The sequence below is a fragment of the Candidatus Kuenenia sp. genome (genome assembly GCF_027493735.1).
In the GTDB taxonomy this organism is placed as follows: domain Bacteria; phylum Planctomycetota; class Brocadiia; order Brocadiales; family Brocadiaceae; genus Kuenenia; species Kuenenia stuttgartiensis_A.
Genome location: NZ_JAOSKF010000006.1, coordinates 86,012 through 102,515 on the forward strand (window position 1 = coordinate 86,012; position 16,504 = coordinate 102,515).

Genomic DNA, 16,504 nt, shown 5'->3' on the forward strand with positions numbered 1-16,504 from the left:
AGGATAAAGCCATGATGAGAGAAGATTGGGATCTTCTAAGAACTTTCTTCCCAAACGATTGGAAAAGTTTAGCCGTTGATACAAATGCTTTAAAAGGCTTGCGCAAGGATAAATCTGAAGAAAAGCTTCTTCGAACATTATTAATTCATTTAGGATGTGGCTATTCATTGCGTGAAACAGTAGTTCTAGCCAAGCGTGCTAACTTAGCAGATTTATCCGATGTTGCCTTATTAAAGCGATTAAAAAAGAGCAAAGAATGGCTATATAAATTATGTTTATCTTTATTCCGTGAGCGTGGCCTCCAAATTAATAAACGGAATAATTTTCATCTTCGCTTATTTGATGCAACAACAGTAAAGGAACCTGGGAAAACAGGAAGTCTTTGGCGCATTCATTATAGTATTGAGGTTCCTTCATTATCTTGCGATTTCTTTAAACTTACGGGAACTGAAGGAGAAGGCACAGGAGAATCTTTTCGGCAGTTTCCGATGAAAAAAGATGATTATATTATAGCTGACAGAGGTTACTGTACTGGCCAAGGAATTCATCATGCAACAAGGAAAGGCGCTTATCTTAGCGTTAGAGTTAATTCGCAATCTCTACGGATATTCGGCGAAGAAAAGAAACCCTTTCCTTTATTGAAAGAAATCCAATATTTAAAAAGACCCCTTGCTATAAAATCATGGAACGTTTTTATTCCAAACGTTGATAATACTGAATATGTCAAAGGTCGTCTTTGTATAATACGCAAAACAGAAGAAGCCATTAAAATAGCTCATAAAAAACTTAAAAGACATGCAAGCAAAAAGGGCATTGAACTAAAACCGGAGACCCTTATTTATGCCAAGTACGTAATAGTATTCACAACGTTTCCTGAAAATCAATTTACCGCTTTTGATATCTTAGAATGGTATCGAGTTCGATGGCAAATTGAACTGGTCTTTAAAAGATTTAAACAAATAGCACAATTTGGACACTTACCTAAATACGATGATGATAGCTCAAAAGCTTGGCTTTATGGCAAACTATTCGTTGCTCTTTTGACAGAAAAACTAATAGATTTTGCTACGTCTTTTTCCCCCTGGGGATACTTCATTGTCAAGCAAGAAGACTAAAAGCAAATGGCGTGAATTTGCTTTTATGCTTAATCAAGTAAAACGGGCTATAGAACCAGCGTTATCATTACAGGAAGTTCTTAAGTGCTGGAATGACATTGCTTGTTCTTTAGCAGAAAATACAAGAATCCGAAAAACACAGATATCAAAATACTTCGAGCATACCTAAAACAAGTTAGCGCTTATGCCCAGAACCCCCACGCCTTCTCACACTCGATCCGGACATGCAATGCATCGGAAAGATTTGAAAAATGTTCGACAGCGGAACAAGACCGTCCTCCAATACGCACAGTCTTGATTACATGGAGGCGCTCTTTGACCTCTTTGGGCCGAAATGGGCCCCAACCCAGCTTCCCTCCACCCTCCATGTGCTCTTTCAGTTTTCTGGCATCTTCTCGTAGCGTACTGATATTGGTATTGTCTGGGAAAACAATACTTGTATTGTCAGCGATTGTGACTACAGTTTCGACTGATGCAATAGCATCTCCCGTGATACGGAAAAGCTCGCGCCACAAGGATGAATTACCTCCCAAGATATCGCGTAATGCATCTGCCATCCATGAATGGGGCGACGCCATCATCCTTCTTCGTGCGTCGCGAAAATTGGAGAAAGCGTCACGAATCGTTTCGATGGTCGCGAAATTGCCCTTTGATATCAGATCGGCGATACGTTCATCTGCCCCGATTACCGAGTTGCTTTCGTCCTCAGTCGCTTTCACCTCGTTCTCAGCAAGATTGGCCAACTGTTCTGTGGAAGGCAAGGCATTTGGCCATTCAAGGCTCAATTCTTGACGCTTTTCTGGTGCAAAATAACGAATGTCCTCAAGAAAATCACGCAAATCGCTGGCGGATAACTGACAGGTCTTGTCCAAGGGGATGGTGTCCGCGAACCATTCGTAAACGCTTCTGTCACGGTTGACGGCCTCCGCTATTCGGGCTGCCGTACCTCGATATGTTCCGTCCGCAATGGATTGGGATTGGGTTTCGGATTCCCTGATATCGCGGAGCCGTCGATTAACCTTGGCTTTCTCCTGCCGGAGGCGTTGGAGTCGATCTTCTAGTTCCGTGCGCTCATGTTTAGCCCGATCCTCTTTCCATTCATCATTCTTGCGAAGTATGCCGCCGACGCTGGATTCCAAAGATCGCCGCTCCTCAAGACCGCTGCCAAGCAAGTTGATGCAGAGAGGGCGTAATTCTTTCGGGATAAGTCCTTCAAGTACCTGAAGAGCACGCGGCGTCTTGGCGGTGATAAGCGTTCGCTGGCCAGTGGCGAGCAAATGGCAAATGAGATTCGCGATAGTATGAGATTTTCCCGTACCGGGAGGCCCCTGCACAAGAACGCCATTTTCCGCACGAATCTTGTCAACGATACGTCGTTGATCTTCGTTCGATGGCTTTGGGAAGAAAACTTCTCCATCGAATGCGCTGCTTGATTCTTCTAAACCATCGCCCGTTTCGTAGTCATTCTTGTTGGAAATCTCGGCAAGGTCCGCGAATAAGTCAGGGATACCTTCGGCATTTTCGATCCGCCCCTTGATCCGTTTCAAGGTTTCGGTAAGACCCTTTGCGGAGCGCTTTCGTAGGATCAAAGCGGGAGCATATTCGACAATTGGCTTCGCTGATGCACGGATGCTTTTCGCCGCCAAGGAGTCGTCATACTCACCTTGGGAGTCGATCGAATGCACCAACGCCTTAAGCACGCTTTCAATGCCCCCTTTTTCCCATGGATCGTCTTCTTCTCCTGCCAACGAAGACTTCGCAGTTTCTTCGGCGCGCGGCGGTTGTTCCTCTACATCCAACATGTCGAATTCTGGCCGGAGTTTTGCCCCTTCGGTATGAGGCCGAACGGTGAATTTACCCAGATGAGCTTCAAACTCCAAAATGGCATCCGCGACAACCAAGTGACGTCTGACGCGCTGCCCAGTGGGCGTCTGCCATGTAAGCAGACCCAACCCAAGTACGAGTTCGTATTCCTCGCCAAGCCTGAGTTGCTCTTGATGAATGGCAAAAAGCTCGGAATAGACACGGTGGATTTTTTCCCACGCATTGTGATCTTCCGTCCATGGTAGCCACTTGTCTTCAACATAACGTTCCCATGCCCGCAGAACTTCGGGATGTTCGCCAAGGCGTTCGGTGCGTGGCATGGTTTCCGGCTGATGCGATCCTTCGCGCCAGTCGGGATTTTGGACTTGTTGGGTGATTTCCGGGAGGAGTTCCGGCAAATCACTCTTATTGCAGAGCGCCGACTGGTTAAGCCAGTCTCTGCATTGAATGGGAATGGCATGCAATTCTGGCTCGCGCCGGTTTTGCACTTCCAGCCATTCATCCATCTCATGTTCCTCATCGCTCCCCCATGCCTGCGTAAAGCACCCCCGCTCATGTGGAACGTTTGATACCCAAAGGACATTCTCGTATTCGGCAATGTCGCTGATCAGCTTCGCGCGAAGTAAAGCAAGTCGTGTCAAATAGTCGAGAAGCCTAACGGCTTTCTGCACCCTATGGCTATCTGCCTGTTGATCGTTTAAGAGTTCCCTAGCGTGAGTTTATCACAAAATAAGGCATGAAGCAACGTAACATAAATACAGTCAATGCGTTAAGCACAACATCAATTGTATACACTGAGTCCTTGAAGTTTCAGCCGATGTTTGTGGAAATCCATAATGCCTAACGCATTCATCAACAGAGATTCCTTGTCGGACATTTCTTCCAATTTGTAGGTAGCCTTAACTCTCCCTCTGGCCTTTGTTTCTTCAAGCATAGCAGAAAGCCTTATATTATTAAGGGTGTCTAACAGGGTATCTAACGTTCCACTAAATTGTGCGTGCGCTTTTGCCTGATACCACACAATCGCCGCCATTAGGTATCCGAGGACGCAAATAAAAAAATGCACCCTGATTTTCTGATCCGTCCAGTGAAATTGCGGTTTTAAAGCAAGGTGATAGGGGTTCTTGAGATTTCTAAAGGCATGTTCAATTTTTGATTGCCCATAGTAGGCTTTTATAATGTCCGCGGTATCCCAATCGTGATGGTCTGTCATAAGAATCCTGAACCCCAGTTCCCCTTCTATTTCTTCGAGCTTTTTCTGGTCGATTGAAAAATTCAATTGAAACTTGCCTTCAGATACCTCTTTTAACGACCAATCGATAACATCCTTCGCAAATTGACATTTCACTACACTTCTTATCGTATCCTCCAGACCCTCTTTGTCCCGCATCTTTCCCTTTGGATTACACAGATGCTGCTGTAAGAGCTTTAACTGATGTTCTGCCTTTTCCAGAGACTGAGACATTCCCCTTAATTGCCCAACCTTTAATTTCTCGGAAATAAATACGACAACGGTTCTTTCCTGCCCCCAAATAACCCGTTTGTCATGGTACACCTGTATCTTACTGCCGTCAACGTCATATTCCCTGAAATTACACATGGCATCCCCTACCAACTGCTTGTGATGATACGGTGTAAGCGCTCCAACGTAATGCAATGCCAATCTCTCTACAATAGCCATATTGTCCATGGAATTGTTTCCACGATCAAAAACAATAGTGTGCTTTTTGCTGTCGAAACCTAATCCGGTCATCCTGTCTTTTATCGTCTCAAGAACCGCGCTGAACACCTTTGCATCCGCCATGTTCCCCTGATAGGTATGGTGAAACAACGGTATCATGTCGTTACGTGTAACGACCATCGCCAACCCGACCTGCCTGAGATCGTATCGCTTTTGTTTGTTTTTCCCCCGCCGGGCAATAGTGCATCGCAGATTAGTTGTGTCGATATACGTGAAAAAATTGGTTGTATCAAAAAACAGTGTGTCGCTTTGAAGGTTGTATGTTTTAAATGTCTTTTCAATTAATTCGCGCTCGATTTCTGCAATGGATTCTTCAGGAAGTGCATCCATCAAATCCCAGAAATGCTGACTGTCTATTTTACTCAAGCTGTGTCTGAGTAAGTATTCGGCAGTAGTCGTCTTTGCCCAATCCCACCATCCTCTTTTGCTGGTAGGCACACACACTCTCCCCACGGCACCCAACAAGAGGGTACTTCCGGCGGTCAGATTATTTCGAACAGGTTTTTTAGCACAATACTGCCGTGGCGACTTTATATATTTATTAATCACGGAAGGGACGTCCAGGGCATTGGCCACACTTAGCAATGCGGCTACCGCGCCATGTGAATAAGATTTGAGCCGTAATTTTTCGGTAAGACCTTGCAGTTGTTTTAATAAATCGTCTGCCTTGCCAAGATAGGCCAGGACGATGGGCCTGGGCTTGCCGTTAACGCGCCGCGATTCGACAATATACCAATATTTATAACCTCTGGAGTTTTTAGATTGAATGGTAGCCATGGCTATTAGTTGTTAGTGTATACGTAATAGATTAATACTCCGTGTATAATAGTATATACAGGCATATAATGCAATATAAATATAGTATTATTCAGTGTATACATAATTTTTTAGACAAAAAAAGTCGCAACCCGATACAAATCATTGGATTGCAACTTGATGTCTTTGTCTTACACCTTATTTCGTGATAAACTCACGCTAGTCCCCATAACTTTTCGCCTAACCAGTAATTGTTAAGTTTATAGCTAACATCGTATTAAATTCCCTCATTGCTTTTTTACTATTGCCTACTCTTCAAAAAAAACAGATAATTTCACATGGAGAATCCATCATTTTGCATATTATCGGTAAGGAGTTGGGATTATTACATTTTCCTTGATGCTCCGCAAGAGGTTACTTTTGTATGTTTCGCGGACAGCCTGATTAGGTGTGCCCCTCATCCTCAATAATCAGCCTTTTGATGCACGATACTTTAAGAAAACTCAATCACTACTCATTGCCATTATGTCCGTGTTCATCTCTTGTGCACCATACATAATTGAAGGCGCTATTTCTGTGAACGGAGATTGCCAGGAGACTCAGGATGTCACTTCTGCACTTCTGGATACTGAGTTCTCTCTCCACAACTCCCAATTCCATAAGCTTTGCCCGTCCTGACAATCTCTATTGTTTTTCCACATACCCCTCTCCGTTTTTGTGCGACCCTGAGCAATCGTTGCCGGTAAAATCGAATTCTATATATGACCCATCATTGTTTGTTATATTGCCTCTGTAAGAGCCGGAACAACCTGATGTGGTTGATTTCATTTTTATCCTCTGCTTGCCGGTGTCCTTTATTTTCAAGATAATCTTTCCCTTTGCGCCATTTCCTGCCTTATAAGTACCGCTGTATTTTGTGCTGCTCTTTTTCTTCAGCTTTACAGTTACACTTGTGCTGGAAAGTATACTCGATGAATAATAACCCTTCCATGTTCCCTCTAAACCATCACTTACTAAGGCGTATGCATCACTTTTTACCGTAAAAACAATACACACCAAAGACACAATAAATAACAATATTCCCCTTTTCATATTACCCTTCCTTTCTATATTAATCTTAATTTCCATTTACTCCGCTTTCCACAATTCACAAATTCACAATTTCCAACGTTTTGTTCGCCCTGGCAATCCCTGCCATCAGTAAATACCAGTATAATTTTTTCTTCTGTAACAAATCCATTTCCTTCGATAAATCCCCTGCATGGCGCTGATTTCTCAATTTCAAATTCTATATCATCGCCGGATATCGTTCCCGTTAATTTCCCAAACGGGCGGCCATTTGCCAATATCGTTCCCGATATAGTTTCGTCGGTTTGTGTTATGGTTATTGATACATCTAAATCCCATATACAAGTTTTCAGATATCCTTCCCATGCGCCAGCCATGCCAGATGCAATATCTTTTTCTAAATAAAAACTTCCGATATTCATTTCATAACTATCGCCATTGATTGTTATTTCTTGCGTGGATGTTATATATCCTTGTTTCTCAAATGTAGCAGTATAAGTGTTTACTGCAACGTCATATAGTTCAAAATCGCCGTTCCAGTCGGTCGTTGCCCTGTAATGGTCTGAATCGTTGTCGAGTCTTATAACAACATCCTCAAGTTCCATTCCTTCCATATTTTTTACCTTACCAGATACATCTACGTAGTCATATCCAAAGGCAACGCTACAGGCAAACAAATATGGCAATACAAATAACAACTTTTTCATATTTACTCCTTCCTTTTAAAATTAAGCTTTAGGCGGCTTTCAATACTGTAGTGACAGGTTGACTGCTTGTTCCCAAACAAGAGTTTGGGAACAAGTCGTGAAATAATTAATTTATCTTCCTCCAAAAAAATTACCGAAAGAGTTTGAGGATGAATATTGTCTCCCTGAGGAATAAGAATACTTTGGCGTAGAAAATGAATTACTTATTTGATAATTTGTAGTTCTTCTTGTGCCTCTTGTTCCTGAGTATGGGTTGATATTCGGGTATGTACTCCAGTTGTTATAAAAATTTCTATCAGGGTTTGACCTATAATGTGGTTTAACATAGGTTCCATTGTTTCTATAATATCCATGAACGTAATCATCTGCTTTAGAAGTCAGTGCGGCTATAAACACACTTGCTACAATAAGTGAAATTGCGATTGTTTTTTTCATTTTTATTACTCCTTTTAAATTTATGTTTAAAATATTTTTAATATTACTTGTCCTTCTTACTGGCTAAATAATTCGTTAAACGATTTAATACCTCCTTTCAAAAAGGTTTTTTTGACAACTACAATTTTTATGCTCCTACTCTTAATAGCGGAAAAATTTGTAAAACCGAACGAAGTTAATTGACTTTTTTAGAAAAATAAATATTATTGCGGCTATAACTGGCTTTATTTATGGAGATTATGAAAACATGCCTGAATCCGTTAATCCACAAACACTTCATTTGGTTATGCTTGCAAAGTCTGGTGATCAACCGGCAATTGAAAAACTATATGAAATATACTGCGGGCGTATTCTAAGAATCGTCAGGATGCGCATGGGCAATGAATTGCGAAGTAAGATGCAATCAATGGATCTGGTTCAGGACGCATTATTGAGTTCTTTTCGTGATTTGAAACAGTTTACCTATAAAAATGAAGGTGATTTTTTACGATGGTTGTCACATATTGCGGAAAACAGAATACGTGACAAAATAAGTGAGATGAGGGCACAGGTGCGCGACCATAGAAGGGAACAGCCTTTAAGCAGCAATAAACAATTAAAAGATGATAGCAGTGTACATACATATGAACCAATGGATTCAGCAACACCCAGCAAAATATTGTCTAAAGAGGAGGACCTTGACAAACTGGAAAAGGCTATGCAAAAACTAAAGCCGGAATATCGGGAGGTAATCCTGTTAACAAAGGCAGAAGGACTTTCACAAAAACAAGCTGGTGAAAAATTGGGCAAAAGCCCGGATGCCACCCGGATGCTGCTAGTAAGGGCGCTTAATGCCCTAAATAATGCTTTTGGGGAGAATAGGTAGCACTTTAGTTTTTTGAAAAATTCCAATAGTAACATTGTTTGCTGCACGATGTAGGGGCGAAGCATTTGCCCGTTTGGGCATGAACGCATGTATGCCCGTTATAGCAAATGCTTCGCCCCTACGGTTTCAAAAAAACCAAAGTGTTACGAGAATAAAGAATAATAATTCCTAAGCGGGCATAGCCGGAACCAAACAAGCATAAATTACAAAGTCCTCCCCCATATCCCCTCCGAGGGGGGAGAATGTCCACCGCTGGCGGGGGTGCAGGGGGTGGAATTGAAATTATGAATTTATTTCAGATTTCACCATTAAATATTTTGCCAAAAACTTCGAAGAAATTACTGACAAGGTACTAAGATCTGTAAAATGAATCAACTTGACCAAATCGTCCAACAATTTATAGATGATACGTTGCAGGGGAAGGATCCAGGGCTAGATGATGTCCTGAGAAAGTACCCTGACATAGCAGACGAGATCAAGAAACGGATTGAAAATCTTGAAAAAATCAACAGTTTATTTGCTTCCCTTACAGGAGAGGATGAAAACGACCGTTTAGCACATCAGCTTATTGGCCAAAAGATGGGTGACTTTGAAATACTTGAGCTAATAGGCTCAGGCGGCATGGGAACTGTCTTTCTCGCCAGGCAAACCTCGCTGGACAGGCATGTGGCGCTTAAAGTTATCAGCGACGTCAGCGGGATTCGTAGTAAAACGCTGGAAAGGTTTAAACGAGAGGCAAATCTGCTGGCAAAGATATCCCATCCCAATATTGTGCAAATTTATGAAACCGGGCGGCACGGGCCATATTTCTACTTCGCAATGGAATACGTAAACGGCGATTCATTAGGCAATGTGCTTGCAGACATGCGCTCATCAAACCAAAACACAAACGCCAGCGCTCTATTTTCTGATTATGTCAGGTCGAAGAATACCGCTTCTGTTGATACATCGCAGACGAAACAAGGAAGGCCGGTAATTGACGACGAGTATATTCAAACCATTAGCAAAATAATCATAGATATTGCGTCTGCATTGGATCATGTACACAACAAGGGAATTTTACACAGAGATATTAAGCCGTCAAACATCCTGATTGACACAGATGGCAATGCAAAATTAGTTGATTTTGGGCTGGCGAACAGCGAGACAAATCAGTCTATTACCATTACCGGCGAACTTTTTGGAACTCCGAATTATATGTCGCCGGAACAAATCCAATCCCCGGATAAAGTTGACCGCAGGAGCGATGTATATTCATTAGGCGCAGCTTATTATGAGTGCCTTACATTCCATACCCCATTTGAAGGCGCTTCGATAAATGATGTTTTAACGAAGATCATATCAAAAGAACCGACTTCTCCAGGAAAATACTGTCCGAAACTTTCAAGGGATTTGGGCACTATTTTGCTGCATACCCTTAAAAAGAATCCAGGCGAGAGGTACGATTCAGCCCTTGAATTTGCCAATGATATAAGAAATGCCTTAGATTTTAGGCCTGTCATTGCAAGAAAAACTCCTTTTACAATCAGAACCTATAAAACTATACGCAGAAATCCGGTTAAAACCGTTATGGGTTTTCTGGTTCTGTGTTTAATCTTCGCATGTTTTGCTCTATATCACCATAACCGGAAGAAAGAGGGTGAAGCTCACAGGATTGCCTATGTTAATCAACTGCTTGACGAAGCGGACGTACTGCTGTGTCAGGCGGCGCTTAATTCCCTGCCTTGGCCATTATTAGCCAGAGAGACGCTTACAGAAAGAGCAATTAAATACTATGACGAAGTATTGCAGATAGATAATAAAAACTGGTGGGCGTTAATTCAAAGGGGGATAGCATATCTGGTATCAGGGGAAAATAGAGAAGGCGCATTGAAGGATTTCGAAGATGCCGAAAAAATTAATCCGGATTTCAGATGCATTCAATTATTACAGTCCGGGCCGTTAGGCAGTAATATTGAAATTTATGAAAGAGGTATTTCATCAGACCACCTGGAATCCCTGAGTTCCAGGGAAGCCTACATATTAGGCCTGTTAATATGCCAACAACCCGATATCCCTGAAAGAGAGCAGAAAAGCCTGCGTTTGTTTGAAATGTGCGTGGAAAAAGAATCTGATTTTTATCCTGCCATGCTGTCAAGAATATTTGCAAAAAACCGCCTGTCAGGAGAAAGAAATCTGGACGAGTGTTTGGCAGTATCCAACCTCAGGCCCAACGTTGCGCTTGGGCACTTGTTATGCGGCGAAATTCTTGGAGACTACCTTGGCAGATTTGAAGAGGCGATAACCGAATATAAAAAAGCCGCCGGATTACAACCGTGGAATCCCCTGTGTTATTTGGGTTTGGGTAGTTTGTATGAAACTACCGGCGATATTAATAATGCAGAAAAATGTTATCTTAAAGCACAGGAACTTGATATGAGCTGCTTATCAGATTTCGCTTTAGCATTTTTTTACAGAAAGCAAAGTAGCTATGAAAAATCACTTGATATATGCAATAAGGGTATCGCAAAAAAATGTAACCTTATTACATTAGATATGCTGCTTGACACTAAACTTTTAATCTTAAAAGAAACAGGTTCTCAGGGGCAAATCCGGGAATGCCTTGCGGAAAAAGAAGATTGCCTGAAAAGATTGCTGTTAGAAACAGAAGGCAATAAAAATTTAAGCAGAAAGTACCATATTAATTATCTTAAATTCTTGTTCAATAACAAGCCCATGTCTGAAACAATATCGTTCTATGACAAGGCTTTAATAAATAAACCAGCGTTCAAATATTGCTTTGGCAGTGTGCTGAGTGAATATTATCTGTCCATCGGAAATGATGCCGCCTGTATGAATCTTTGTCAGGCATTATATGAAAAAATGTTAATGGAAGAATTTAATGATGATTACGATTTTAATGATAAGGTAAACATAATCAGCCACTTAATACGACTAAGGTTAAAATCCGGCGATAGCATTGAGAATGTTACAACACTATGCACCGGCATCCTTGATAAACACCCCCATACCAGCGTACTCTGGAAATATTATGGAATGTTTCACGAAATATATTCACATGATTACGAAAAGGCAAGCGAGGCATATCGCCAGGCACTGCGATATCTGCGGGACGAGAAAGACAGGTTTGGAATTACTTTTAAATTCGCATGTGCGTTATATCGTGCAGGCAACAATGTTGAAGCAGAGAAAGAATTCAATGCGCTGATGCATAAACTGGACAACATGAAAATTGTAGAGACGGGAAACTCATGGCGTTATTTAGGGCGCAGCGATACAGCAGATAAATATGTAGTTCAATCCATTTATACAAATTTATCTGACTTATACATGGCTAAGAAAGATTGCCAAAGCGCCGTGAATACGCTTGAAAAGGGTTTGGGCCGATTGCCAAATCACCCTGAAATGTATCGTAAAAAAGCCGTTGCACACTTATCTGCCGGCGACAAAAACAAGGCCATTCAAACTTATTTCAGATATTTTGATACATTGCCAACGAATATAAATGATTGTTACCCTCCCGACCAGGTTCACATAGGCATCACTATCATTGCGCTGACGGCGCTTTTGATAGAAGAGAATCAACTTGATAAGGCGGAAGAATTTATCAAACAAGAGGAAGATTCTAAACGAAAGACGCCTGCGCATACGGCAAATGACCTATTGCCTCATCATGAAACATCGCTGTACATTTCACGCTCAAAAATAAACTTTGCAAGAAACAATTTCGATGATGGAATAAATGCATTAAACAATGCCCTGAAAATCCAGACGGAATTGCCGTTAATTTGGGATGAATTGGAAAAGGCGTATCTACACAAAGGCCTTCTTCAAAAGGCAAAGGAAACGGCTGAATACGCAATCAAACTTCTTCCTAAGCAAAGGACTGGTTATTTATGGTTGGCCATTGTTTATCAATATTTAAGGGATTCCGAGAAGGCGATAAACGTGCTCAGGCAATATTTGTCCCAAAACCCGGATGATGCCTTTGTACAAGAGAGTCTCGATAGTATCGTAACTTCTCAATAAGTTGAGGGAAACAACCCCATTACCCCCTTTATTGATGGGGAATAAGGTGAAAGTTATGTAACTATTCAGCGTAAACATTACACGACTCCCGACGGGTTCTGGTTTGCAATCGTTCGGCAGAGCTCGCGACGAAGCCTGAACCCATGAGTTTATGCGGATAATGGGGCCATGTACTACGGTAAAATTCCACTGCCCAAATCACAAAATCCCTGCTTGGAATTTGGAATTTATTTGTCATTTGTCATTTGTTCTGCTTATAGAAGGCAGGATTGAAAGTATAAAACGTTTGGTTCAGGTTCTAATGAGTGAACCCGCGAAGACCACACTGTCCATTTGACCCATTCTGTGGAGCTTGGAAACGAGAGGAAGGTTCGGTTGATGCGTATGGGGAGAAGCTCACTTGTTTCAGCGCGAAGAACATCTTCGCTCTACATGAAAAAGTAACCGAAGGCATAATTTAACGTACAGGAATTTCAAACCATTCTAATGGAGGCAAAACGTGTCGCCTTACCCCCCCAACCCCCATACGTGTTAAGTTAAGCGATTCTTTGGGGTAGCATGGACTGAAGAAACACCATGGCAGGTCGTCTCTACGTTTATCCGTACCTGCTTGTGGCCCACAATGGTATGAAACTTTTAGAGATGTGGCTGGCTACTGTCCCCCGCTGGCGGGGGATCAAGGGGGTGGACTGGCAGAAGCATGAATTTTGGTAGGCGCATAATCTGCATATCCATAAGTATTTTTAAACCGTAGCTCACTATGCAATGATTGGTGACTCAACATCAGGTAAGAAGGTGAAAATTCGTATCCAAAATAAAGGGTATTTGAAGCGATGGAGAAGTCCCTTCCACCCCCTGCACCCCCGCCAGCGGGGGACATGGCAGATGCAACACACATAAGGATTTACCGGTGATTGTTGATTCCTTAACTTAACACGTATGCCCCAACCCACCGGTTTGTACTAACCCTTCCCAAACCACCTCTTTTTATGGGTATATGCGGTAATTTTGTTGCGGCCTTTTTTCTTTGACTCGTATAGGGCCTTGTCCGCAAAGTCAATAAAATCACCTTGTTTAAATTCATCCTTAGCAGGACTCATTGTTGCCACTCCAAAACTTGCTGTTACCTTGTATTCGTTAATATCATCAATAAAGATATGAGAGGCAATGACCTCGCGTAATTTTTCAGTAATCTCTGCGGCATCTTCCGCTGCCGTTTCTACCAAAACAAGAATGAATTCTTCGCCGCCGTACCGGGCAATAAGATCGTAATCACGGAGGTTTTTTTTAACCAGTTTGCACAATTCTTTTAATATAAAATCGCCCGCCGGATGTCCGTAGCTATCATTAAATTTTTTAAAGTGATCAACATCAAAGAGTACCAGGCTCACAGATGTTTTCTTGCGCAGTGACCTGCGGATTTCCGTTTCAAGAAAATTTTGAAAGTACCGATGGTTGTACACATCAGTCAGTCCATCTATATTGGCAAGTTTTTCTAGCCGTTTATTTTTTTCTTCCAGGTCATTAGCCAGCTTCTGCAGTTCCATCTTGGCGGCAATGAGTTCCTTGTTCATCTGTTCGTATGACAGATTAATAAGGCTTAACGCAATGTTGGCTTCCTGCAGGATTTCCTCGACGGGTTTTGGATTCTGTATCTGGAAATCAAAAAAACTGGCAACTTCCGCTATTTCCGTATGTACCTTTCTGAGTATCCTGTTAATAACCGTATTATCGAAGCCAAGCATTTTTCCGGATTTTTCTAAAAACTGCTGATGGTAGTCCTGCGGCTTATTGGAAAACAGTATATTGGTAATCATCCCCGATAAGTAAACTACATTTGTAGCAGTTCTGAGTTTGTTATTGCCTTCTTTGTAACTTTCAGGGTTGTGATGAAATTGTATAGGGACGAGCAATTCCGCCGGGAACCCCCAATTTCGTGTGACTTCGTACCCAATAAGTGCATGGTCCGCACCGATAATTCGCCGTTCAATTTCTATGATATCTCTTTTGTCATCGGTGAGCGCTATCAGTGTTTGTTCATATTGTTGTGGAAAGGCTCGTGCAAGAATTAATCCTCCGATATCCTGCAGGAGTGCGGCAATAAATATTTCTTCAGGGTCTGTTTTATCTATTTCTGCCATAATAAGTTTTGCAGCAACTGCAGCAGAAAGTGATTTTTGCCAATGTTTTTCGTAATCAAAGACTTCATTTTTGTAATTGGTTTTGATGGTAAGAAATGAAACAGAGAGGACGAGGCTTCGTATCGCATTTTTTCCGATATTCGACACAGCCTGATGAACTGTGCTGATTTTACTAGAAAAACTGTAAAAGGAAGAATTGGCAATTTTTAATATTTTAGCCGAGATGGCGATGTCTTTCGAAATCAAATGAGCTATTTCTGCCATACTTGTTTCCGGGTTCGACGTAATCGAGATAAGTTTTGATGCAACGGTGGGCAACGTAGGTAAAGAGGGTGAATCGAGCACAGTTTTCAAAACTTCTCTATTTGCCATTGAGGAATCCTTTTTCAAAAAGGGCCGTTTAAAAATGCCTATTCTTTTGAGGCATATTATACAGGAGAGGATACAAAAAATCTATAGCGCAGCCTTTGAGTGCAACAAAATTCGAAATTCGAATGACAAAAAATCAACGTGTTATGCTAAATATTGTTGACATTCATTTTGTAATAAATAGTATTAAACGTGTGGGAAAATATTGTGTGACCTGTATGCGTTCTTACAAATGAATAGTACTTTTTAAAACCGCTTTCGCATTACAATTTAAATAAGGAGGACATATGAAAATTGTTAAATTTGCCGTAATGGGTTATCTGTTGTCTTTTGTAGTTATCAGCGCCGCAATACTGCCATTTGCTTCTGCCGGTGGGTTGATTGATATGGCTTTTGGAAGAGATATAAAATCAGACCGATCAAAAGAACCTATCAAGCCTATTCCAATTAATTTTGACAACAACAGGGCAAAGACTGATTTGGGGAAAAGATTATTTTTTGAACCTCGATTGTCCAAATCCGGATGGATTACCTGCAATTCCTGCCACAACCTTTCAACCGGCGGAGCGGATAACCTCCCAACTTCTATCGGACACAAATGGATGTCGGGATCCATAAACTCACCGACTGTACTGAACTCAAAATTTAATCTGGCGCAATTCTGGGACGGGCGTGCCAGGGATTTGAAGGAACAGGCAAAGGGTCCCATAGCAAATCCTATGGAAATGGCTTCCAGTCACGACCTTGCGGTAGAGGTACTGCAATCAATACCGGAATACGTGAAGTGGTTTAAAGAGGTTTACGGTGAGGAGGGCATTACCATTGATACTGTTGCAGACGCCATCGCTGCATTTGAAGAAACGTTAACCACTCCCAATGCAAGGTTTGATTTGTGGTTAAGGGGGTATGACAGGATTTCCAAAACAGAGGAAGAAGGGTATGCCCTCTTTAAGGAAAAAGGTTGTATCGTTTGTCATAACGGAGTTGGTGTTGGCGGCGGTTCCTTTCAAAAGTTTGGTATCGCAAAGCCCTATGAAAAAGACACCGGGACGCTTGGACGGTATAATGTAACAAAGGCAGTTGAAGATAAATACGTATTCAAGGTTCCACTGCTAAGAAACATTGAACTCACTGCCCCCTATTTCCACGATGCCAGCACATGGAGACTGGCAGAAGCGGTACAGGTAATGGCAGCATATCAGCTTGGAATAAAACTTACCGAGGATGAGACAAACAAGATTGTCGCATTTCTAAAAACCCTGACCGGAGACCGGCCTGAAATTATTTATCCCGTTTTGCCGCCTTCGAATGTGAACACCCCGCAGCCAAACCGGAATTAATTTTCTGCGTTGGTTGTCACGGAGGTTTTCCTTTATTATACGGGGGCGCTGTTTTCTTCGTGGAGAAAAGGTTTTTTTGATATGAAATTATTTTGCCCTGCAATATGCGGTCAT

At 41.9% G+C, this 16,504-nt stretch carries 11 protein-coding genes; 4 read left to right on the forward strand and 7 right to left on the reverse strand.

From position 1 onward, the window contains the following. Positions 1–11 precede the first annotated feature (11 nt). Positions 12–1,115 (forward strand): IS4-like element ISCku3 family transposase, encoded by a 1,104-nt coding sequence (locus tag M5U24_RS04765; RefSeq protein WP_076611654.1) that lies wholly within the window; start codon positions 12–14, stop codon positions 1,113–1,115. A gap of 182 nt (positions 1,116–1,297) precedes the next feature. Here the strand turns inward: M5U24_RS04765 and M5U24_RS04770 are convergent, their stop codons facing one another. The 6 genes from M5U24_RS04770 to M5U24_RS04795 all read right to left on the reverse strand — a co-directional run bounded on the left by M5U24_RS04770 (position 1,298) and on the right by M5U24_RS04795 (position 7,646). Then, positions 1,298–3,445 carry an AAA domain-containing protein gene (locus M5U24_RS04770; protein WP_230408061.1) on the reverse strand — a complete coding sequence of 716 codons (2,148 nt, stop codon included), beginning with the start codon at positions 3,443–3,445 and terminating at the stop codon, positions 1,298–1,300. Positions 3,446–3,720: 275 nt separating this feature from the next. After that, complete coding sequence (locus M5U24_RS04775; RefSeq protein WP_099323573.1) at positions 3,721–5,457, reverse strand: IS1634 family transposase; 1,737 nt, start codon at positions 5,455–5,457, stop codon at positions 3,721–3,723. Between the two features lie 489 nt (positions 5,458–5,946). Next, the gene (locus tag M5U24_RS04780; protein ID WP_157820477.1) at positions 5,947–6,096 is read right to left on the reverse strand and encodes a hypothetical protein; all 150 of its coding nucleotides are present in this window, start codon (positions 6,094–6,096) and stop codon (positions 5,947–5,949) included. Positions 6,097–6,120: 24 nt separating this feature from the next. Further along, positions 6,121–6,564, reverse strand: coding sequence for a hypothetical protein (locus tag M5U24_RS04785; RefSeq protein WP_099324891.1), 444 nt, complete (start codon positions 6,562–6,564; stop codon positions 6,121–6,123). Then, positions 6,543–7,211: a carboxypeptidase-like regulatory domain-containing protein gene (locus M5U24_RS04790; protein ID WP_099324892.1), complete on the reverse strand. Its 669-nt coding sequence runs from the start codon at positions 7,209–7,211 to the stop codon at positions 6,543–6,545. Before M5U24_RS04790 ends, M5U24_RS04785 begins: the two co-directional genes overlap by 22 nt. Positions 7,212–7,322: 111 nt before the next feature. Further along, positions 7,323–7,646 (reverse strand): hypothetical protein, encoded by a 324-nt coding sequence (locus tag M5U24_RS04795; protein ID WP_157820478.1) that lies wholly within the window; start codon positions 7,644–7,646, stop codon positions 7,323–7,325. Between the two features lie 247 nt (positions 7,647–7,893). Between M5U24_RS04795 and M5U24_RS04800 the strand changes: the two genes are divergently transcribed. Both M5U24_RS04800 and M5U24_RS04805 read left to right on the forward strand, forming a co-directional pair. After that, the gene (locus tag M5U24_RS04800; RefSeq protein WP_099324893.1) at positions 7,894–8,511 is read left to right on the forward strand and encodes a sigma-70 family RNA polymerase sigma factor; all 618 of its coding nucleotides are present in this window, start codon (positions 7,894–7,896) and stop codon (positions 8,509–8,511) included. Between the two features lie 366 nt (positions 8,512–8,877). Continuing rightward, on the forward strand, positions 8,878–12,540 hold the full coding sequence (locus M5U24_RS04805; protein ID WP_099324894.1) for a serine/threonine-protein kinase: 3,663 nt from the start codon (positions 8,878–8,880) through the stop codon (positions 12,538–12,540). Between the two features lie 962 nt (positions 12,541–13,502). Here M5U24_RS04805 and M5U24_RS04810 read toward each other — a convergent pair. Further along, a complete protein-coding gene (locus M5U24_RS04810) occupies positions 13,503–15,053 on the reverse strand; it encodes a GGDEF domain-containing protein (RefSeq protein ID WP_099324895.1) in 1,551 nt (516 codons plus the stop codon). A 284-nt stretch (positions 15,054–15,337) separates the two neighbouring features. On the opposite strand from M5U24_RS04810, the gene M5U24_RS04815 reads away from it, so the two are divergent. After that, entirely contained in the window at positions 15,338–16,390 is a 1,053-nt protein-coding gene (locus tag M5U24_RS04815) for a cytochrome-c peroxidase (RefSeq protein ID WP_169703192.1), read from the forward strand. Positions 16,391–16,504: the final 114 nt, after the last annotated feature.